Annotated in this window: 20 protein-coding genes and 1 tRNA gene; 6 read left to right on the top strand and 15 right to left on the bottom strand. The window is 71.2% G+C overall.

Features of this window, described 5'->3' with window-relative positions; genetic code table 11:
- Window positions 1-183 precede the first annotated feature (183 nt).
- Window positions 184-1266, top strand: a complete 1083-nt coding sequence (locus ABT008_RS11875; RefSeq protein ID WP_350695837.1) for a LacI family DNA-binding transcriptional regulator — start codon at window positions 184-186, stop codon at window positions 1264-1266.
- A gap of 205 nt (window positions 1267-1471) precedes the next feature.
- Window positions 1472-3103: a glycoside hydrolase family 13 protein gene (locus ABT008_RS11880; protein WP_350695838.1), complete on the top strand. Its 1632-nt coding sequence runs from the start codon at window positions 1472-1474 to the stop codon at window positions 3101-3103.
- Between the two features lie 123 nt (window positions 3104-3226).
- Here ABT008_RS11880 and ABT008_RS11885 read toward each other — a convergent pair whose 3' ends face one another.
- The 5 genes from ABT008_RS11885 to ABT008_RS11905 are packed head-to-tail and all read right to left on the bottom strand — an operon-like array spanning window position 3227 to window position 7298.
- Window positions 3227-3664: a hypothetical protein gene (locus tag ABT008_RS11885; RefSeq protein ID WP_350695839.1), complete on the bottom strand. Its 438-nt coding sequence runs from the start codon at window positions 3662-3664 to the stop codon at window positions 3227-3229.
- A 54-nt stretch (window positions 3665-3718) separates the two neighbouring features.
- Window positions 3719-4642: a YihY/virulence factor BrkB family protein gene (locus tag ABT008_RS11890; protein ID WP_350695840.1), complete on the bottom strand. Its 924-nt coding sequence runs from the start codon at window positions 4640-4642 to the stop codon at window positions 3719-3721.
- Between the two features lie 3 nt (window positions 4643-4645).
- A complete protein-coding gene (locus ABT008_RS11895; RefSeq protein WP_350695842.1) occupies window positions 4646-5191 on the bottom strand; it encodes a 2'-5' RNA ligase family protein in 546 nt (181 codons plus the stop codon).
- 49 nt (window positions 5192-5240) lie between these two features.
- Entirely contained in the window at window positions 5241-6266 is a 1026-nt protein-coding gene (gene trpS / locus ABT008_RS11900) for a tryptophan--tRNA ligase (protein WP_350695844.1), read from the bottom strand.
- A gap of 33 nt (window positions 6267-6299) precedes the next feature.
- Window positions 6300-7298 (bottom strand): hemolysin family protein, encoded by a 999-nt coding sequence (locus tag ABT008_RS11905; protein WP_350695846.1) that lies wholly within the window; start codon window positions 7296-7298, stop codon window positions 6300-6302.
- Between the two features lie 116 nt (window positions 7299-7414).
- Here ABT008_RS11905 and galE point away from each other — a divergent pair, with 116 nt between their 5' ends.
- Together galE and galK are read left to right on the top strand one after the other, a co-directional pair.
- The gene (gene galE / locus ABT008_RS11910; RefSeq protein WP_350695847.1) at window positions 7415-8398 is read left to right on the top strand and encodes a UDP-glucose 4-epimerase GalE; all 984 of its coding nucleotides are present in this window, start codon (window positions 7415-7417) and stop codon (window positions 8396-8398) included.
- Entirely contained in the window at window positions 8395-9552 is a 1158-nt protein-coding gene (galK, locus tag ABT008_RS11915; protein ID WP_350695849.1) for a galactokinase, read from the top strand. Before galE ends, galK begins: the two co-directional genes overlap by 4 nt.
- Before the next feature lie 600 nt (window positions 9553-10152).
- On the opposite strand, the gene cysN is transcribed toward galK, so the two are convergent.
- The 9 genes from cysN to ABT008_RS11960 form a co-directional block, all read right to left on the bottom strand.
- Complete coding sequence (gene cysN, locus ABT008_RS11920) at window positions 10153-11472, bottom strand: sulfate adenylyltransferase subunit CysN (RefSeq protein WP_350695850.1); 1320 nt, start codon at window positions 11470-11472, stop codon at window positions 10153-10155.
- The gene (cysD, locus tag ABT008_RS11925; protein WP_350695852.1) at window positions 11472-12383 is read right to left on the bottom strand and encodes a sulfate adenylyltransferase subunit CysD; all 912 of its coding nucleotides are present in this window, start codon (window positions 12381-12383) and stop codon (window positions 11472-11474) included. Before cysD ends, cysN begins: the two co-directional genes overlap by 1 nt.
- A 74-nt stretch (window positions 12384-12457) precedes the next feature.
- The gene (locus ABT008_RS11930; RefSeq protein ID WP_350695854.1) at window positions 12458-13279 is read right to left on the bottom strand and encodes an inositol monophosphatase family protein; all 822 of its coding nucleotides are present in this window, start codon (window positions 13277-13279) and stop codon (window positions 12458-12460) included.
- Between the two features lie 30 nt (window positions 13280-13309).
- On the bottom strand, window positions 13310-13900 hold the full coding sequence (gene pth, locus ABT008_RS11935) for an aminoacyl-tRNA hydrolase (protein WP_350695855.1): 591 nt from the start codon (window positions 13898-13900) through the stop codon (window positions 13310-13312).
- A gap of 109 nt (window positions 13901-14009) precedes the next feature.
- Entirely contained in the window at window positions 14010-14690 is a 681-nt protein-coding gene (locus tag ABT008_RS11940; protein ID WP_350695857.1) for a 50S ribosomal protein L25/general stress protein Ctc, read from the bottom strand.
- A 307-nt stretch (window positions 14691-14997) separates the two neighbouring features.
- A complete protein-coding gene (locus ABT008_RS11945; RefSeq protein WP_131051673.1) occupies window positions 14998-15978 on the bottom strand; it encodes a ribose-phosphate diphosphokinase in 981 nt (326 codons plus the stop codon).
- Between the two features lie 60 nt (window positions 15979-16038).
- On the bottom strand, window positions 16039-17562 hold the full coding sequence (gene glmU / locus ABT008_RS11950; protein ID WP_350695858.1) for a bifunctional UDP-N-acetylglucosamine diphosphorylase/glucosamine-1-phosphate N-acetyltransferase GlmU: 1524 nt from the start codon (window positions 17560-17562) through the stop codon (window positions 16039-16041).
- A gap of 73 nt (window positions 17563-17635) precedes the next feature.
- Window positions 17636-17706, bottom strand: a tRNA-Gln gene (locus tag ABT008_RS11955).
- Between the two features lie 44 nt (window positions 17707-17750).
- Window positions 17751-18479: a helix-turn-helix domain-containing protein gene (locus ABT008_RS11960; protein WP_350695860.1), complete on the bottom strand. Its 729-nt coding sequence runs from the start codon at window positions 18477-18479 to the stop codon at window positions 17751-17753.
- Window positions 18480-18611: 132 nt separating this feature from the next.
- Between ABT008_RS11960 and ABT008_RS11965 the strand changes: the two genes are divergently transcribed.
- Window positions 18612-19577: an acyl-CoA desaturase gene (locus ABT008_RS11965; RefSeq protein WP_350695861.1), complete on the top strand. Its 966-nt coding sequence runs from the start codon at window positions 18612-18614 to the stop codon at window positions 19575-19577.
- A 112-nt stretch (window positions 19578-19689) separates the two neighbouring features.
- Window positions 19690-20379 carry a TetR family transcriptional regulator gene (locus ABT008_RS11970; protein ID WP_350696175.1) on the top strand — a complete coding sequence of 230 codons (690 nt, stop codon included), beginning with the start codon at window positions 19690-19692 and terminating at the stop codon, window positions 20377-20379.
- A gap of 23 nt (window positions 20380-20402) precedes the next feature.
- Here the strand turns inward: ABT008_RS11970 and ABT008_RS11975 are convergent, their stop codons facing one another.
- Window positions 20403-20882 (bottom strand): DUF4383 domain-containing protein, encoded by a 480-nt coding sequence (locus tag ABT008_RS11975; RefSeq protein WP_350695863.1) that lies wholly within the window; start codon window positions 20880-20882, stop codon window positions 20403-20405.
- Window positions 20883-21049: the final 167 nt, after the last annotated feature.

The raw sequence follows: 21049 nt of genomic DNA on the forward strand, positions 1-21049 counted from the left end.
CGGGGCCCACGCAGACTGTGGACGGCGAGTGAATCACGCTCTGCACACCGCAAACGCACCCAGCGTCCCGGCGACAACCGTTGCGAGAGCACGTTTGCAGGGGCGAACCGCCGCCCGCTGCTCGATTCTGCAAGTTCTTGCCGACCACTGCGCAAGAAGTTGAGGGTGAGCTACAGTGCGCCCATGCGCGCTCGCCTGTCCGACATAGCCCAGCAGGCCGACGTCAGCGAGGCCACGGTGTCGCGGGTGCTCAACGACCGACCCGGTGTGGCACCCGAGACCCGGCAGGCCGTCCTGACCGCCCTCGACGTGCTCGGCTACGAGCGCCCCGCCCGGCTCCGCAAGCGCAGTGCCGGGCTGGTCGGCCTGGTGGTACCGGAACTGGACAACCCGATCTTCCCCGCCTTCGCCCAGATCATCGAGTCGGCGCTGGCCCCGACCGGGTTCACCCCGGTGCTGTGCACCCAGACCCCCGGCGGCGTCCGCGAGGACGAGTACGTGGAGATGCTGCTCGACCGGCAGGTCTCCGGGATCGTCTTCGTCTCCGGGCTGCACGCCGACACCGCCGCCGACCACGACCGCTACCGCACCCTGATCGCCCGGCCGCTGCCGATCGTCATGATCAACGGGTACGCCCCCGGCATCCCGGCCCCCTTCGTCTCCTGCGACGACCGCGAGGCGGCGGAGTTGGCCGTGTCGCACCTGGGCGCCCTGGGCCACCGCCGGATCGGCCTGATCACCGGGCCGGACCGGTTCGTGCCGGTGCAGCGCAAGGTCAGCGGGTACAAGACCGCGATGAGTCGCCTCGTCCAGCTCGACGACGACGAGTTGCGCGAGCTGACCGAGCTCTCCCTGTTCGGCGTGGAGGGCGGCGAGGCCGCCGCCGGCCGCCTGATCGAGCGGGGCGCCACCGGGATCGTCTGCGGCTCGGACCTGATGGCACTCGGCGCGATCCGGGCCGCCCGGCAGCGCGGACTCTCCGTTCCGGAGGACCTGTCGGTGGTCGGTTACGACGACTCGCCGCTGATGGCCTTCACCGACCCGCCGCTGACCACCATGCGCCAGCCGGTGGCCGCGATGGCGGTCGCCGCGGTCCGGGCCCTGGTCGACGAGATCAACGGCCACGCCGCCCCGCATTCGGAGTACCTGTTCCGTCCCGAGCTGGTGGTCCGTGGCTCGACCGCGGTGGTCCGCCGCGACGACAGCGCCCCGCAGGGCGACCAGGGTCGGCGACCGTCGTCGCCGGCGCTGTCCGTTCCGGCGTGACGCCGGACACCTGCCACCGCCGCCCCACCTGAGGTCGGGCTGATTTCGGCCGCCCACCGCCCATCAGCGCGACACATCCACCGCCGCCCTTGCGCAAGAAATGCTTGACTCTTGCAGCGGCGTCGCGGCATTCTTCTCAGACACCCGCGCCACCTCGCCCATGCCCGGGTGCCGCCGTCCCGCACCACAGAACGGGGAACACCCGATGACCGTCAGCCCTCCGTCGCCGCTGACCTCCGACGCCGACTGGTGGCGATCCGCCGTCGTCTACCAGGTCTACGTCCGCAGCTTCGCCGACTCCGACGGCGACGGCATCGGTGATCTCCAGGGCATCCGCGAACGCCTGCCCTACCTGCGTGACCTCGGCGTGGACGCGCTCTGGCTGACCCCCTTCTACACCTCGCCGATGGTCGACGGCGGCTACGACGTGGCCGACTACCGCGACGTCGACCCGATGTTCGGCACCCTCGGCGACTTCGAAGCGATGATCACCGACGCGCACGCGCTCGGCCTGCGGATCATCGTGGACCTGGTCCCGAACCACACCTCCGACCGGCACCCGTGGTTCCAGGCCGCGCTGGCCGCCGCCCCCGGTTCCGCCGAGCGGGCGCGGTATCTCTTCGCCGACGGCAAGGGCGAACACGGTGAGCAGCCCCCGAACGACTGGGAGAGCATCTTCGGCGGCCCGGCCTGGACCCGGGTTCCCGACGGCCAGTGGTACCTGCACCTGTTCGACCCGGCCCAGCCCGACCTGAACTGGCGCCACCGGGAGGTACGCGCCGAGTTCGAGGACGTGCTGCGGTTCTGGCTGGACCGTGGCGTCGACGGATTCCGCATCGACGTGGCCCACGGCATGATCAAGGCGGAGGGGTTGCCGGACGTCGGCTTCAGCTCGATGACCACCGGCCGCCGCCAGTCAGAACTGCTCGGCAAGGGCCGCCTGCCCTACTTCGACCAGGACGAGGTGCACGACATCTACCGCGCCTGGCGCCCCATCCTGGACAGCTACCCCGGCCACCGGATGGCGGTGGCCGAGGCGTGGGCGGAGACCCCGCAGCGGCTGGCCCGCTACATCGGCCCGGACGAGCTGCACCAGGCGTTCAGCTTCGACTTCCTCGACGCCACCTGGTCGGCCGACTCGTTCCGCAAGGTGATCGACACCGCGTTGGGCGAGTCCACCATCGTCGGCGCCCCCACCACCTGGGTGCTCTCCAACCACGACCGGCAACGGCACGTCACCCGGTACGGCGACGGAGAGGTCGGGCTGCGACGGGCCCGCGCCGCCGCGCTGCTGATGCTCGCCCTGCCCGGCTGCGCCTACCTCTATCAGGGCGAGGAACTGGGGCTGCCCGAGGTGCTCGACCTGCCCGACGAGCTGCGTCAGGACCCGGCCTTCCTGCGTACCGGGGAGAGCCGGGACGGCTGCCGGGTCCCGATCCCGTGGAGCGGCGACCTGGCGCCGTACGGCTTCGGACCGGCCGGCAGCGCACTGAGCTGGCTACCGGCCCCGGCAACCTGGCAGGCCCTCTCGGTCGCCGCACAGTCCGACGTGCCCGGCTCGACCCTGGAGCTGTACCGCACGGCGCTGCGGATCCGGCACACCCACCCGGCGTTGGCCGGCACCGGCGGCATCACCTGGCGGCAGACCGGCCCGGACGTGCTCGCGTTCCACCGGGAGGTCGGCGCCACGGTGCTGACCTGCGTGGTGAACACCGGCGACTCGCCGGTCCTGATCGACGGGTACGGCACGCCGCTCGTGGCCAGCGCGCCGCTCACCGAACGCGACGGCGGCCACCTGCTCCCCGGCGACACGGCCGCCTGGTTCGAACGGCGCTGACCGGGGTATCACCCGATCTGGTCCCCGCCGGGGCGACCGAGACGACGACCCCTTGTGGTGGGGGGTGCGGTGCCGGCACCGGTGCCCGGACGACGACGTTCGGGCACCGGTGCCGGGTGGTGTTCAGCCCCCGGGCAGCCGAGTCGCGATCCGGGCGAACCCGGCCCGCAGCTCCGCCTCGTCCGGCACCGGCAGCGGCCCGCTCGCGTCCTCCCGCTCGGCCGCCGCCATCTCCTCCTCGTCGACGAGGTCCTCGTAGTCGCCGTACAGGTCGGCCTCGTCCACCCGGACCGTCTCGTCGGTGGCGGCGAGCTGCGCGGCGGCGATCTCACCACGGATCTGCGCCACGTTCACGGCCGGCACCAACGGCTCGACCACCGCCATCAACTGCTCCTCGGCCACCACCGCCTCGGCCAGCGCCAACGCGTGCGGCCGCTCGTACGGCCCGCAGACCACCGGCTCCCACTCGTCGGCGTCACCGAGCGGCCCGAACGTGATGATCCACGGCAGGTCGAGCAGCGGTGAATCGCTCGGCAGGTCCAACGTCACGAGTGCCCCCACGGGCCCATCATCGTCGGTGGCCGACGAGGTCGGGGCGGGTTCCTCACATCACGGTCAGCCGGCCCCGCCCGGGGTACCGGGATCACTCTCCGCGTCGAGGTCGACCGGTCGGGGGCGGCTGGCCAGGTCGACCACCTGGCCGCGCCGGCTGGTCGCGGCCAACGCGGCACCGAAGAGCACCAACTGGTTGAGCAGATAGAGATAGACCAGCAGGCCCACGGCGGTGGCCACCACGGTGTACGCCGGGTTGTGCTCCACCCGCCCCACCCAGAACCGCCCGACGGTGTTGAGCAGCGTGATGCCGACCGCGACGAGCAACACCACCGGCCGTAGCCGGGACCGGCTCATCCGCAGCCGGGGCACCGCCACCAGCAGCAGCGTCGCCAGCACCGCGTTCACCACCACACTGAGCACCGCGCTGACCGTGGTCAGCCCGACCGAGCCGGTGCTGCGCAGCAGGAACCGCAGCAGCGTCTCCAGCGCGTCGACCGCCGCCACCGAGATGCCGAGCAGCACGAAGACCACGAGCAGGACGCCGAGGTCGACCAGGCGGCGGACGATCAGATTGCCGGGATGCTGGTCCAGCCCGTGGATCAGCCGCTGCGACGAGCGGATCGCCTCCACCCAGCCGATCCCGGTCAGGACCAGGATCAGCAGACCGACCACGCCGACCGTGCCGCTGCTCTCGGCCACCTGCGCCGGGTCGAGGAAGGGCAGGTTCTCCCGAAGGAACTCCTCCGCCCCCGCGCGTACCTCGTCGTTCTCGTCCAGGATGGCGCCGAAGGCCGCGTACGACACCAGGGCGAGGGCGAAGACCGCGAAGAACCCGTAGTAGGCGATCGCGGCGGCCAGCCGCCCGCCGTGCAGGTCGGTGTAGCGCACCCCGGCCCGCCACAGGTGCCCGAAGGCCGGGGAGCGGTGGCGGGCGGCCCGCAGCCCACGGTCGACGCCCGCCTCGACCCGCCCCAGCACGTTCACCGGTCAGCCGCCCAGCCGGAAGTCCCGGCGGGGCTGCCACCGGGTCTGCCCGCTGTGCGAGAACAGGGTGAAGCCCTCCACCTCGAACATCGCGGAGAAGTCGGCCAGGTCCTCGTATGCCCGGTCGAGGGCCTCCGGCGCGACGTCCTGGGCCACCGTCACGTGTGGATGGTAGGGAAAGCGCAGCTCACGGCGGAGCTGAGGGGCCGAGTTGATCGCGGCGGCGAGCAGTTCGCACTCGCTGATGCCGGCCGCCACCGTCACGAAGACCACCTGCGTCACCGGCCGGAAGGTGCCCGTGCCGCGCAGGTGCAGGGTGAACGGCAGGTGCTCGGCGGCGACCCGGTCGAGGTGCCGTTCCACCTCGGGCAGCGCGGAGACCGGGATCTCGGTCGGCCCGAGCAGGGTGACGTGGGCCGGCACCGTGTTCGGGTCGCCGGAGGCCAGTCGACGTCGGGTCAGCTCGCCGCCCCACGGCTCGGGGATGTCGACCGCGATGCCGATCTGGACGATGTCACCGGTCGACGGGACACCGCTGCCCTGATCCACGCTCCGCGTCACCTCTCCGGCCACCGACTGCTCGCCCTCGTGCGGGCGACTACTCGCCGCGTACCGGCGGGAAGAAGCCCACCCGCTCGTACGCGGTCCGCAGCGTCGGCGCCGCCACCGACCTGGCCTTCTCCGCACCGGCCGCGAGGAGCTTGTCGAGTTGGGCCGGGTCGTCGAGGTACGCGCGGGTGCGCTGCTGGATCGGGGTGACGAACTCCCGCACCACCTCGCCGAGGTCCTTCTTGAGATCGCCGTAGCCCTTGCCGGCGTACGCGGCGACCAGGTCGTCGATGCCGCGCCCGCTCAGCGCGGAGAAGATGGTGAGCAGATTGGAGACGCCCGGCTTGGTCTCGGCGTCGAAGAGGATGTCCCGACCGGTGTCGGTGACCGCCGAGCGGATCTTCTTGGCCGACCGGGCCGGGTCCTCCAGCAGGTCGACGATGCCGCCCGGGGAGGACGACGACTTCGACATCTTGGCCGTCGGGTCCTGCAGGTCGGTGATCTTGGCGGTCTCCTTCACGATGTGCGGTGCGGGCACCGTGAAGGTCTTGCCGAACAGCGAGTTGAACCGCTGCGCCAGGTCGCGGGAGAGCTCCAGGTGCTGCCGCTGGTCCTCGCCGACCGGCACGGCGTGGGCCTGGTAGAGCAGGATGTCCGCCGCCTGCAGGATCGGGTACGTGAACAGCCCGACGCTGGCCCGCTCGTTGCCCTGCTTCTGGGACTTGTCCTTGAACTGCGTCATCCGGCTGGCCTCACCGAAGCCGGTGATGCAGCCCAGCACCCAGGCCAACTGCGCGTGCTCGGGCACCTGCGACTGCACGAACAGGGTGCAGCGTTCCGGGTCCAGCCCGACGGCGAGCAGTTGCGCGGCGGCCGTCCGCGACCGCTGGAGCAACACCTTCGGCTCGTGCCCCGCCGTGATCGCGTGCTGGTCGACCACGCAGTAGAAGGCGTCGTGCGACTCCTGCAACGCCACCCAGTGCCGGACCGCGCCCAGGTAGTTGCCGAGGTGGAACGAGTCGGCCGTCGGCTGGATGCCGGAGAAGACGCGAGGTCGGGCGGGAACGTCGGACATGCCGCCGATTCTGTCAGCAACACCCGGCGTCCGTCATGACGGGCCGGCAGGTCGCGCCCGCTCGGCGACGCCACCCGGATCGCGACGCTGTTCCGGCAGGCGGCCGACGGTGACCGCGAGCCGGGCCACCCGGCGGCCCTCCAGTGTGAGCACCCGCAGCAGCCAGCCGCCGGGGGTGGGATCGTCGCCCGCCCCGGGCACCGGGATCTCGTCGCCCGGCCCGGGCAACCGGCCGAGCGACGCCATCACGAAGCCACCCACCGTCTCGTACGGACCGTGCGGCAGGTGCACGCCGGTGCGCTCGGCGAAGTCGGTCAGGTTGAGCCGGCCGTCGACCACCGTGGGCAGGCCTGCGAGGGCCGGTTCGGGCGTGTCGGCGTACTCGTCGTGGATCTCGCCGACCAGTTCCTCGATCAGGTCCTCGCAGGTGACGATGCCGGCGGTGCCGCCGTACTCGTCGATCACCACGGCCAGGTGGTGCCCCTCCCGCCGCATCTCGGTCAGCGCGGCGAGTACCCGCTTGCTGGCCGGCAACCGCTTGACCTCCCGGGCCAGCTCGCCGACCGTGGTGCCCGGGTCGCGGTCCGGGCGCAGCAGCACGTCGCGCAGGTGCACCACACCGACCACGTCGTCATGGGTGCCGTCGACCACCGGATAGCGGGTGTGCGTACCGGCCCGGACCAGGGGTTCCGCCTCGGCGACGGTCAGCGCCGCAGAGAGGAACACCACCTCGGTGCGGGGCATCATCACCTCGCGGACCAGGCTGGCGCCGGCCACCAGCACCTCGTCGATGATGCGACGACCGACCGGGTCGAGCACGGTGTTCGCGGCGACCAGATCCCGCAGCTCGGCCTCGCTGATCCGTTCCCGTCCGGCGGCCGGCCCGGCGCCGAGCAGGTCGGTGACGAGTCGCAGGGTGCCGTCGGCCGCCCGCACCACCACCCGGGCGACGGCTCTGGCCACCGGCCCGGGCTGGCGGCGGGACCGCTGTGCGCCCCGTCGCCTGGGTCCGCGCCGACGCGCTGCCCGCATGACAGTGATGGTAGTCAGCGGGACGCGCCCCGGCCGTGTTCGACTCTGTTCAGAAATGGTTGGTCGTGGTGGAGTTGTAGGGTGACCACCACAGGTCCAGGTAGGAGGAGAGCGACGTGAAACTGCTCGTCACCGGCGGCGCCGGCTTCATCGGGAGCGTGGTGACCCGGATGCTGCTCGACGCCGGGCACGACGTGGTGGTCCTGGACGACCTGTGCACCGGCCACCGGGAGGCGCTCGCGCCCGACGCCGTCCACGTCGAGGCCGGCATCCACGACGCGGCCCGGGTGCTCACCCCGCAGGCGGGATTCGACGGCGTGCTGCACTTCGCCGCCCTGATCGCCGCCGGTGAGTCGATGACCGCCCCGGAGAAGTACTGGCACACCAACACCGTCGGGTCGCTGGCGCTGATCGACGCCGTACGCGCCGCCGGCGTACCCCGGATGGTCTTCTCCTCCACCGCCGCCGTCTACGGCAACCCGACCGAGCTGCCCATCCCGGAGACTGCGGTCAAGGCCCCGACCAACACGTACGGCGCGACCAAGCTCGCCGTCGACATGGCGCTCACCTCCGAGGCGATCGGGCACGGCCTGGCCGCCGTCTCGCTGCGCTACTTCAACGTCGCAGGGGCGTACCTCGACGGCGACACCGCCCTCGGCGAACGACACGACCCGGAGACCCACCTCGTCCCCATCGCGCTGGAGGTGGCCGCCGACCGGCGGGAGAAGCTGCAACTCTTCGGCGACGACTACCCCACCGCCGACGGCACCTGCGTCCGCGACTACATCCACGTCGCCGACCTGGCCCGCGCCCACCTACTCGCCCTCGACGCGGCCACCCCGGGACGGCACCGCATCTACAACCTCGGCAACGGCAACGGCTTCACCAACCGGCAGGTCGTCGAGGTGGTCCGCGAGGTCACCGGCCACCCGGTGCCGGTGGAGGTGGCACCGCGCCGCGAGGGCGACCCGGCCGAACTGGTCGCCTCCTCCGCGCTGGCCCGCGCCGAGCTGGGCTGGGAGCCACGCAAGCCGACCCTGCACGACATGGTCTCCGACGCCTGGGCCTTCTACCGCGCGCACGTGCTGGAACGGCCGTGACCGACGTCGCCGCCCGCGCCGAGGCCGGCTTCCGGCAGGTGTACGCCGAGCCACCCGCCGGCCGCTGGGCGGCTCCCGGCCGGGTCAACCTGATCGGCGAGCACACCGACTACAACGACGGCTTCGTGTTGCCGTTCGCGCTGCCGCTGCGCACCGTCGTCGCCGCAGCGCCCCGGCCCACCGACGACTGGACGGTCTGGTCCGAACTGACCGGCGAGACGGTCGACTTCGGCCTCGACGAGGTGACCGCCCCCGGCCGGGTCACCGGCTGGGCGGCGTACGTGGCCGGGGTGGTGTGGGCGCTGCGCGAGGCCGGTCACCCGGTGCCCGGCGCTCGACTGGCCGTCGCCTCCGACGTGCCGCTCGGCGCCGGTCTGTCCTCCTCGGCCGCGCTGGAGGCCGCCGTGCTCACCGCGCTGGTCGACCTCGGCGGGCTGGACCTGCCCGCTGCGCATCAGCCCCGGCTGGCGCAACGCGCCGAGAATCACTACGTGGGCGCGCCCACCGGCATCATGGACCAGTCGGCCGCGATCCGCTGCCGGGCCGGCCACGCCCTCTTCCTCGACTGCCGCACCGAGCAGGTGGACCACATCCCGTTCGACCTGGACCACGACGGCCTGGCGATCCTGGTGATCGACAGCCGCGCCCCGCACCGGCACGCCGACGGCGAGTACGCGTCCCGCCGCGCCACCTGCGAGAAGGCCGCCAGCCTGCTGGGCGTGCCGGCACTGCGGGACGTACCCGCCGACGCCCTGGACGACGCGCTGGCCCGGCTGCCCGACGACGAGACGCGCCGCCGGACCCGGCACGTGGTCACCGAGAACCAGCGGGTACGCGACAGCGTCGCCCTGCTGCGGGCCGGGGAGATCCGGCGGATCGGTCCCCTGCTCACCGCCTCGCACGCCTCCATGCGCGACGACTTCGCCATCACCGTCGGAGAGGTCGACACCGCCGTCGACACGGCGCTCGCCGCCGGGGCGCTCGGCGCGCGGATGACCGGCGGCGGCTTCGGCGGCTGCGTGCTGGCCCTGGTCGAGGCGGACCGGGCCGTCGAGGTGGGCGACGCCGTCGGCGCGGCCTACGCCGCCCGCGGCTACGCCACCCCCACCCGGTTCACCGTGCTCCCGGCCGCCGGCGCAACCCGCCTCTCCTGACCCGCTTCTCCTGGCCCGCCCCGCCTGACCCGCCCCGCCTGACCCCGCTCAGCCGCCTGCGGCTCCGCAGGTGTCTCCTCCGCCCGAGGGTCTCGCACGCCGAGGTGTCTCGGACGCCCAAGGGTCTCGCACGCCGAGGTGCCACGCAGGCCCGAGGTGTCTCGGACGCCCAAGGGCCTCGCACGCCGCCTGTCGAGCTGATGGCGTGGACGCATCAGCTCGACATGCCGACACCGCACCACCCCGACGAGCTGACCCTGCTCGCTTCCCGAGCCGGGTGCCGCTGGCGGTGACCAGCAGTGCCCCGGTGAGCTGATGGGTCGCCACGCCGCCCCCGCTCTCGCCGCATCGCGCCCCACTCTCGCCGCATCGCGATCCACGATCGCGCTCGATCCTGGATCGAGTGGTCTCGGTGCCGCCATGAGACCACTCGATCCCGGATCGAGCATGACCTTGCGACGAGTCGCCGCACCCTGGGGCATCGGGTGAGGCCGACGAGGGTGGCCAGGGTGACGAGGGTGGCAAGGGTGACCGGGGTGGCCAGGGTGACCGGGGTGGCCAGGGTGACCGGCGCGCGCCGTAGGGATCAGGTCGGTGCGGTCAGGCGGTCTCCACAATCATGGCGGCGCCGACGGTGCGGTTGGTGGTCTCGTCGATGATGACGAAACCACCGGTGGTCCGGTTGCGGCGGTACTCGTCGGCAAGCAGCGGCACCGTGGTCCGCAGCCGTACCCGGCCGATCTCGTTGAGCCGCAGCTCGGTCGCCGCCTCGTCGCGGTGCAGCGAGTTGATGTCCAGGCGGTAGTGCAGGCCGCGCACGATCGCCCGCGCCGACCGGGTGGTGTGCTTGATGGCGTACTTGCCGCCGACCTGCAACGGACGGCTCTCGTCCATCCAGCAGACCATCGCCTCGATGTCCTGCGCCACCGCCGGGGCGTTGTTCGGGCGGCAGATCATGTCGCCCCGCGAGATGTCGATCTCGTCGGTCAGCCGTACCGTCACCGACATCGGGGGGAACGCCTCCGCGACCGGCCCGTCGGCGGTCTCCACCGACGCGATCCGGCTGGTGAAGCCGGACGGCAGCACCATCACCTCGTCGCCCGGCTTGAGCACGCCCGAGGCGACCTGACCGGCGTAGCCGCGATAGTCGGTGACCACCCTCGACTGCGGCCGGATCACGTACTGCACCGGGAACCGGACGTCGACCAGGTTCCGGTCGCTGGCGATGTGCACCCGCTCCAGGTGGTGCAGCAGCGCCGGGCCTTCGTACCAGGGCATGCTCTCCGAGCGGGTGACGATGTTGTCGCCCTTCAGCGCGGAGATCGGCACCACGGTCAGGTCCGGCACGTCCAGCTTCGCCGCGAACGCGGTGAACTCGTCGGCGATCCGCTCGAAGACGTCCTGCGAGTAGTCCACCAGGTCCATCTTGTTGACGCAGAGCACCAGGTGCGGCACCCGCAGCAGCGAGCAGAGGAAGGCGTGCCGGCGGGACTGCTCGACCAGGCCCTTGCGGGCGTCCACCAGGATCAGCGCCAGGTCGGCGGTCGACGCCCCGGTGACCATGTTCCGGGTGTACTGGATGTGCCCGGGGGTGTCGGCGATGATGAACTTGCGCCGGGGCGTGGCGAAGTACCGGTACGCCACGTCGATGGTGATGCCCTGCTCCCGCTCGGCGCGCAGGCCGTCGGTGAGCAGCGCCAGGTTCGTGTACTCGTCGCCCCGGGCCGCGCTGACCGCCTCCACCGCGGCCAACTGGTCGGTGAACAGCGACTTCGTGTCGTACAACAGCCGGCCGATCAGGGTCGACTTGCCGTCGTCGACACTGCCGGCGGTGGCGAAGCGCAGCAGGTCCATCGGTCGGCCTTCCGACCCGACGGCCCGGCCCTCGGCGTCGCCCGGCGCGAGCGTCTCGGTGGTCATCAGAAGTAGCCCTCCCGCTTGCGGTCCTCCATCGCGGCCTCGCTGACCCGGTCGTCACCCCGGGTGGCCCCGCGCTCGGTGATCCGGGTCGCGGCGACCTCCTCGATGACCTTCTCGACGGTGTCCGCGTCCGAACTCACCGCCGCGGTGCAGGAGGCGTCGCCGACGGTGCGGTAGCGCACCTGGGCCTTGAAGCGCTCCTCCCCCGCCCGCGCGGGCAGGAACTCGTTGACCGCGTAGAGCATCCCGTCGCGCTCGACCACCTCGCGCTCGTGCGCGTAGTAGATCGACGGCAGCTCGATCCGCTCTCGGGCGATGTAGTGCCACACGTCCAACTCGGTCCAGTTGGACAGCGGGAACACCCGGATCGACTCACCCGGGTGGTGCCGGCCGTTGTAGAGCGACCACAGCTCCGGCCGCTGGTTCTTCGGGTCCCACTGGCCGAACTCGTCGCGGAAGCTGAACACCCGCTCCTTGGCGCGGGCCTTCTCCTCGTCCCGCCGGGCCCCGCCGAAGAGGGCGTCGAAGCGGTGCTTCTCCACCGCTTCGAGCAGCACCGGCGTCTGGATGCGGTTGCGCATCCCGTCCGCCGACTCGCGGACCAACCCGCTGGCCAGTGCCTCCGGCACGCTGGCCACCACGAGTTGCAGGTTCAGCTCGGCGACCCGCCGGTCCCGGTAGTCCAGCACCTCGGGGAAGTTGTGGCCGGTGTCGACGTGCATCACCGGAAAGGGGATCTGGGCCGGAGCGAACGCCTTCTGCGCCAGGCGCAGCATCACGATCGAATCCTTGCCACCGGAGAACAGCAGGACCGGCCGCTCCATCTCGGCGACCACCTCGCGCATCACGAAGATGCTCTCCGCCTCCAACGCGTCGAGATGCGTCACCTGGTAGGCAGCGGTGGCGGTCATGACACCGGCTCGATTCGCTCGGTCATCCGATTTCCAGACCTTTCCGGTCGGGGATGTCAGAAAGTAGCGCCAGGCTACCCGCAATGCCGGTGCAACGCTGCAAGTAACCGGCTGGCGAGATCCGCCCGGCACACCAGCAGGTCAGGCAGACGCGGGTCGGCCTCGTTGTATTTCAGCGCAGAACCGTCGATCCGGGAAGCATGCAGTCCGGTGGCCGTCGCCACAGCCACCGGCGCAGCCGAGTCCCACTCGTACTGGCCCCCGGCGTGGATATAGGCGTCCACCTCGCCGGTGACCACCGCGGCGATCTTCGCGCCGGCCGATCCCATCGGCACCAACTCCGCCCCGACCTCCTCGGCGAGGTCGGTCAGGAACACCGGCGGGCGACTCCGGCTGGCCGCCAGACGCAGCCGCCGGTCCGCACCCCCGGCCCCCTCCGCCGGGTACGCCGGCGGCACGTCCGTGGCCAACACCTGCTGCTGTGCCGGCAATCCGACAGCACCCGCCACCAGACCGTGCGAGGCCGACGCGTCCCGCGCCCAGAGCGCCACGTGCACCGCCCAGTCCGCGCGCCCCTCCTCGCTGAACTCGCGGGTACCGTCCAACGGGTCGATGATCCACACCCGCTCGGCGGTCAGCCGGGAGAGCGACGCCTCGTTCACCTCGGCCGTCCACGCCAGCCGGGAACCCTCGTCCTCCTCGGAGAGCACCGCGTCACCCGGACGCCACTTCGCCAGCTCGGTCCGGATCAGGTCGTGCGAGACCTTGTCCCCCGCCGCCTTCAAGGCACCGGCGTCGGCGAACCCCGTCTCCGCCCGCAGACGCAGCAACGCCTGACCGGCGCGGCCCGCCAACCACCGCGCGAACGCCCCGTCGGCCATGGGTGGACTGCTCATACTCCGCGCTCCCGTCGTCACAGCCGCACCTCACACACCGTGGTAGAGGTTCTGCGTCGGTTCGACGCCTCGAATGACCACGGATTCCACCACGTCCGCCGCCCGATCCACCAGGAAGTCCAACTCCTTGCGCTCCGCCGCGCCGAAATCCGACAGCACGTAGTCCGCCGGATCCTGCCGCCCCGGCGGCCGCCCGATGCCGAACCGCACCCGTACGTAGTCCTTCGTGCCCAGCGACTTCGACATCGAGCGCAGACCGTTGTGCCCGCCCTCGCCGCCACCGCACTTCACCCGCACCTGGCCGTACGCGATGTCCAGCTCGTCGTGCACCGCGATCACCTGACCCGGCGGCACCTTGTGGAACTGGGCCAGACCGGCCACCGGCCCACCCGAGAGGTTCATGTACGTCAACGGCTTGACCAGCACCAACTTCGGGCCGCCCAGCCCGAGGCGTCCCTCGGCGACCTCCGCCACCGCCCGCTTGTGCCGACCGAACCGGCCGCCCAGCCGACCCGCCAACAGGTCGGCGACCAGGAAGCCGACGTTGTGCCGGTTGCCCGCGTACTCCCGGCCCGGATTGCCCAGACCGACCACCAGCCAGGGCCCGGTCTCGTCCGTCACCGCCCGCCCCTTCCCTCGTCCCGGCGGACCGCCACCCGGCGGCCGTCCCCGATACGTCGACAGGCGCCCCCGAAGCACGGGGACGCCTGTCGCACAGCCTGCGGACCGATCAGGCCTCGGTCTTGGCCTCGGCGTTCTCCTCGCCGGCCGGCTCGGCGGCCTCGGCGGTCTCCTCGCCGACCCCGGCCTCGGCCTCGGCGTCCGCCGTCTCGACCTCGGGCAGCGTCGCCTCAAGCTGCTCCGCGGTCGGCGCCGCGGTGACCGTGGCGACCGCCATCTCCGGGTCGGCGGCCAGCTCGACGCCCGCCGGAAGCTGCACGTCGGCGGCGGTGACCTGGGAACCGGCCTCGGCGCCCTCGATCGACGCCTCCAGGTGGTCCGGCACCTTGGTGGCGTCGGCGGTCACCGAGAGGGTGTCGTGGTCGTGCACGATCAGCGTGTCCCGCGCCGCCTCGCCGGTCAGCTGCACCGGCACGTCCACGGTGACCTTCTCGCCCCGACGCACCAGCAGCAGGTCGACGTGCTCGAAGGTGTCCTTGATCGGGTCCCGCTGGATCGCCTTCGGCAGCGCCAGCGCCTGCGTGCCGTCGCTGATGTCCAGGGCCAGGAGCTGGTTGGCGCCACCGTTACGGATGGCCGCCGCGAACTCGCGGGCCGGGAGCGCGATGTGCTTGGGCTTCTCGCCATGGCCGTACAGCACGGCGGGCACCTTGCCGGCCCGGCGGGTACGACGGGCACCACCCTTGCCGAACTCGGTGCGGGGCTCGGCGCTGATCTTTACCTCGGACACGGGGAAACTCCTGATGCTTCGCTGCGGCAGCTTTGTCGTCTGGCGGTGCTGGGCGGGGGGCTCGCAGGGGCTCATGCGTCAGAACGACTGCCCGGAGCACCGCGTCGATCACGGTGCCTCCGTGCGGCGCTTTTCAGCGGCCCGCAGGGCACCCTCGCCGTGGCAACCGCACCAGTCTACCCGAGCGGATTCCCGGAGTTACGGCAGTCCCCGCCGCACCCCGCCGGGCCGCTCGTCACCGCTGCGAGCAGCGGACACCACACCCTCGGACGGGCCGGTCCGAACGACCGACCCGCCCGCACCGACGTCAGCTCAGACCACCGAACAGGGTGGTCACCGAGCCGTCGTCGAACACCTCACGGATCGCCCGGGCCAGCAGCGGTGCGATGGAGAGCACGGTGAGCTTGTCGAGCTGCTTCTCCGGCGGCAACGGCAGCGTGTTGGTCACCACGACCTCGCTGATCGGGCTGTTCTTCAACCGCTCGGTCGCCGGGTCGGAGAGTAGCGCGTGAGTGGACGCCACGATCACGTCCGCCGCGCCGGACTCCTTGAGGATGTCCGCCGCCTTGCAGATCGTGCCGCCCGTGTCGATCATGTCGTCGACGATCAGGCAGACCCGACCCTCGACCTCACCGACCACCCGGTTCGCCACCACCTGGTTCGGCTTCATCGGGTCCCGCGTCTTGTGGATGAACGCCAGCGGGCAGCCGCCCAACCGGTCGGTCCATCGCTCGGCCACCCGCACCCGACCCGAGTCCGGCGCGACCACGGTCATCGGCCGGCCCGCGTACTTGCGCTCCACGTACTCGGCCAGGATGTCCATCGCGAACAGGTGGTCCACCGGGCCGTCGAAGAAGCCCTGGATCTGCGCCGTGTGCAGGTCCACGGTGAGGATCCGGTTCGCCCCCGCCGTCTTCAACAGGTCGGCGATCAGCCGCGCCGAGATCGGCTCCCGCCCCCGGTGCTTCTTGTCCTGCCGCGCGTACGGATAGAACGGCAGCACGACCGTGATCCGCTTCGCCGACCCGCGCTTCAACGCGTCGACCATGATCAGGGTCTCCATGACCCACGTGTTCACCCCGTGCGTGACGGACTGCACCACGAAGGCGTCCGATCCACGCACCGAGTCCTTGAAGCGTACGAAGATCTCGCCGTTGGCGAACTCGTACGCGTCGGCCGGCGTCGGCGCGACGCCGAGCACCTCACCAATCTCCCTGGCCAGCTCCGGAAACCCACGTCCGGAAAAGAGCATCAGGCTCTTGCGGTTTTCGGCGACGATGCTGCCCATGGGCCCGTCTGCTCCCGTTTTGGTCGGTGGTACCCGGCCACGGTGGTGGTCGACCGGGGACTATTCGGTTGCAGTATCTCCCGCCCCGGACGCACCGCCCACCGGCTCGGCGGCGCCGTGGATTGCCTCACCTTCACTTGCGGCCGAGGTCACACCCGGAGCACCCTGCAAGGCCCGCTCGGCCGCCGCCGCCGACGCCGTACCCGGCCGCCGACGGGTCACCCAGTCCTCCACGTTGCGCTGCGGCGCCCGCGTCACACCCAACGCACCGGGCGGTACGTCCTTGCTGATCGCGCTGCCCGCCGCCACGTACGCACCGGCGCCCACCTCGACCGGAGCGATCAGACTGGTGTCACAACCCACGAAGGCCGCCTCGCCGACCACGGTGCGGTGCTTGTTCACCCCGTCGTAGTTGACGAAGATCGTCGCCGCGCCGATGTTGGCCCGCGCCCCGATCGTCGCGTCACCCACGTACGACAGGTGCGGCACCTTGGCGCCCGCCCCCACCTCGGAGTTCTTCACCTCGACGAACGTGCCCACCTTCGACTTCTCGGCCAGCCGAGCAGCCGGCCGCAGGTACGCGTACGGCCCCACGCTCGCGCCCGCGCCCACCTCGGCACCGACCGCGTGGCTACGCAGCACCGTCGCGCCCGGCCCGACCACCGTGTCGATCAGCGTCACGTCCGGCCCGACCACCGCGCCCGCGCCCACCACCGAGCCGCCGCGCAACTGGGTGTTCTGGTCCACCACCGCGTCCCGGTCCAGGGCCACCGTCACGTCGATCCACGTCGTCTCCGGGTCCAGCAGACTCACCCCGGTACGCATCCAGCGCTCGTTGACCCGGTCCCGCAGCAGCCGCCGCAACCCCGCCAGTTCCACCCGGTCGTTGCAGCCGAGCGTCTCGGTGTGGTCGCCGGCCAGGTGCACGCCCACCGGCTCACCGGCCGACACCAACAGCTTGAAGACGTCGGTGAGGTACTCCTCACCCTGGTCGTTGTCGGTGGAGAGCTTGCCGAGCACGTCCCGCAGCCGCACCGCGTCGAAGGCGTAGATGCCGGCGTTGATCTCCCGGACGGCGAGCTGCGCCGGAGTGGCGTCGCGCTGCTCGACGATCTGCTCCAACCGGCCGTCGGCGTCGCGCACGATCCGCCCCAGGCCGGTGGGGTCCGGCACCTCGGCGGCCAGCACGGTCGCCGCCGCACGCTCGCTCTCGTGCGCCGCGACCAGCCCGGCCACCGTCTCCGGCCGCAGCAGCGGCACGTCGCCGTTGAGCACCACCACCGTGCCGGACGCCTCCGGTGCCTCCAGCGCGATCCGGACCGCGTGCCCGGTGCCCAACTGCTCGGCCTGCAGGACCGGGACGGCTCCCGGCGCGGCCTCGGCCAGATGCGCCCGGACCTGGTCCGCGCCGTGGCCGACCACCACCATCGTCCGCTCCGCCGCCAGCGGCTGCGCCGCGTTCAGCACATGCCCGAGCAGCGTCCGGCCGAGCAACGGGTGCAACACCTTGGGCAACGCGGACTTCATCCGCTTGCCCTCCCCGGCGGCAAGGACGACGACGGTACGGGGGTAGGGCTCGGACACGAGGTGGCTCCCGTCGGAACGCGGACAGTCTCGCGGCCATGCTAACCAGGCATCAGCCACGGATCAGGCGAAGCTCCCGGGAGAGGACTCGAACCCCTACAATCAGGACCAAAACCTGACGTCCTGCCATTAGACGACCCGGGACGGTCTAAAACGGACAAAGCTTCTGCTAGCCGGACTCCTACACTTTAGCGCCCCGCGTCGCCGACGCCATCGCTCACACCCTTCATGATCCCTTCGATCTTCCAATACAACCGACGGGACCGCGGCACTTCGACACTCAGGCAGCCCCGATAGGTCTCCCCGGTGTTGAGTCGGACCGTCGCGGGACGGTGCCGCTTGAGCGTGGTGGGCTGGAACGACTCGGGGGACACGCCCACCTGCTCCGCCCACCACCTGACCGCCTGCGCGGCGTCGGCGGTCTCGTGGATCGAGACGCGGTACCGCAACGCCTCCCGCCGCTCGCCCAGCGCCTCCACGAAGCGTACGAACAGGGCGACCAACGCCGGGTCGCTGTTGACGAAACGCACCCGACAGTCGTTCGGCCGCCAGGGCTTGGCCTTGGTGCCCTCGGCCCAGTACAGCGCCGCGCCGACCAACACCAACTCGCGATATCGCAGGCTCTTGACCCACCCGGCGGCCGCCTCGACGGTGGCCGCACGCGCCGCATCACGCTCCTGTCGATACTCCCCCCACTGAGCGTCGGTCATGACCTTGGAGTGGGCGCGCCGACGCTCCCGCACATCGTCCGGATCGCGCTGCAAGGGAAGGTGCCGAACCCACAGATAGGCCGTCGAGCGACTCACCCCCAACCGCCGCGCGATCTCCGGCACCGAGTGGCCGGCGGACCGCAACACCAGCGCCTGGGCACGCAACTCGTCCTTGGCACGGGAACGTCGGACGCCAGAATCGGTCATGGAGTGCAGGTTAGGACCGGGGTGTGACACTTCGGGCATCGGTAAGCATCGCTGCCTGATGTGATCTTCCGAGGCCGTAAGTTACGGTGACGTAGGCGTAGTTTGCTGTCTCACCGTCCCCTGCGAGGTGCCATGTCCAGCGCTGTTCTCGACTCCCAACCGACCGGTCCGAAGCCTCTCACCGAGGGCACCCAGTCGCGCGGCATCCTGGTCGCGCTCTGGGCGTTCGTGGTGATTCCGTTCGCGGCGCTGGTCGCCGCCGTGCCGGTGGCCTGGGGCGGCTGGCTGAGCTGGGTCGACGTGGGCATCGCGGCGTTCTGGTACGTACTGGCCGGCCTGGGCATCACGGTCGGCTACCACCGGTACTTCACCCACGGGTCGTTCAAGGCCAAGCGGTGGCTGCGCGTCGCACTGGCGGTCTCCGGTTCGCTCGCCGTGCAGGGCGACATCATCCAGTGGGTCGCCGACCACCGGCGTCACCACGCCTTCTCCGACCTGGAGGGAGACCCGCACTCGCCGTGGCGGTTCGGGACGACGCTGGGCGGACTGACCAAGGGGCTGTTCCACGCGCACGTCGGCTGGCTGTTCGGCCGCGAGCTGTCCAACCGGGAGCGCTTCGCGCCGGACCTGCTGGCCGACCGGGACATCCGCCGGACGAGCGCACTCTTCCCCCTGCTTGCGGCCGCCTCGGTGTTGGGTCCGGCACTGATGGGCGGGCTGCTGACCTGGAGTTGGCAGGGCGCGCTGACCGCGCTGTTCTGGGCGGGCCTGGTCCGCATCTCCCTGTTGCACCACGTCACCTGGTCGATCAACTCGGTGTGCCACGTCTACGGCGAGCGGCCGTTCATGATGCGGCAGGGTGACCGGGCCGCCAACTTCTGGCCGCTGGCGTTGGTGTCGTTCGGGGAGAGCTGGCACAACCTGCACCACGCCGATCCGACGAGCGCCCGGCACGGGGTGCTGCGTGGCCAGATCGACATCTCGGCCCGGGTGATCTGGCTGTTCGAGAAGGTGGGGGCCGCGTGGGACGTCCGCTGGCCGAAGCCGGAGCGGCTCGCGGCGAAGATGGCGAAGCCGGCGGAGCCCGGGGCGGCCTGACGGTGACCGGACCACCGACCGACAAGTTACCTGGCAGTATGTTCGGGTGACCGGGCAGAGCGCGAGCAGGATCCCACGACAGGGCGTCACCGAGCGCCGGCGAGGTGACGAGGTGGCCGAGGTCTCCAGCGACGAGAGCGGCAAGCGCCGTCGGCGCGCGGTTCCGGCCACGTCGACGAAGGCACCTTCCCGGGTACGCATGTCGGCGGCGCAGCGCCGTGAGCAGTTGATCGCGATCGGTCGGCAGATCTTCGCCGAGCGCGGTTTCGACGCCACCTCCATCGAGGAGGTGGCGTCCCGCGCCAAGGTCTCCAAGCCGGTGGTGTACGAGCACTTCGGCGGCAAGGAGGGGCTGTACGCGGTGGTGGTGGACCGGGAGGTCCGCTCACTGCTGGACCGGATCACCACCGCGTTGACCGCCGGTCATCCCCGGGAGTTGCTGGAGCAGGCGGCGTTGGCCCTGCTCGGGTACATCGAGGAGGAGACCAGCGGTTTCCGGGTGCTGGTGCGGGAGTCGCCGGTGCTCTCCGCGACGGGCAACTTCAGCAGCGTGATGAACGACGTCGCGCACCAGGTGGAGCACATCCTGGGCGCGGAGTTCTCCAGCCGGGGGTACGACGCGAAGCTGGCCGAGCTGTACGCGCAGGCGCTGGTCGGGATGGTGGCGTTGACCGGTCGGTGGTGGCTGGAGGTGCGCAAGCCGCGTAAGGAGACGGTCGCGGCGCACCTGGTGAACCTGTCCTGGAACGGGTTGTCGCACCTGGAGGCGAAGCCGGGGCTGACCACGACGCGCGTCCGCTGAGGTCCGCCCGGGGGCGGTGCCGGTCAGTGACGGCGGTGGATCTCGGCGACCGGGTGGTAGCGACGGTTGCGTTCGGCCTCGGCGTGCTCGGGCGGGCCGACCTTATCGTACAGGCCGGTGCCGAGCAGGATCAGGCCGAAGAGCATCGAGACGACCACGGTCGACATGGAGAAGTTCAGGAAGTTGGCCTCGGTCTGGAGCACCGACATCATCAGGATGCTGGTGACCAGGAAGACGATTCCTGCGGTCAGGTTCATGTAGTGGCCGAGGTTGCCGCGCCGGGACGCGCCGACGATGAGCACGATCCCGAACGCGATGGAGACCAGAGAGAAGGCCAGGTTGGTGCGGAGCCCGAGGGCCCAGTTGCCATCTCGGGCGAACAGTGGCTCACCCCAGGTGAGCGCGGTGCCCCAGACCCCGAAGATCAGGATGTAGAGCCCGATCAGGCCGGACAGCACCCGGTAGATCGGCCGCGCCGGGTGGTTGATCGGAAAGTGCGGCATCGGTCCTCCACCAACAGGGAACAATCAGGACAATTGTCCCCCACGGAGAAGCCGACCAAGGGCGGAACCTGCGGAGAATCAGCCTCGGGCGGACCGGGCCCCGACAGGTTTTCGCCGGAGCCCGACCCGCGCAGGGATCAAGCCTGACCGCCCGTAGCGGGTCGGGC

Origin of the sequence: Micromonospora sp. NPDC002389 (assembly GCF_040296095.1) — a bacterium.
Classification (GTDB): Bacteria; Actinomycetota; Actinomycetes; order Mycobacteriales; family Micromonosporaceae; genus Micromonospora.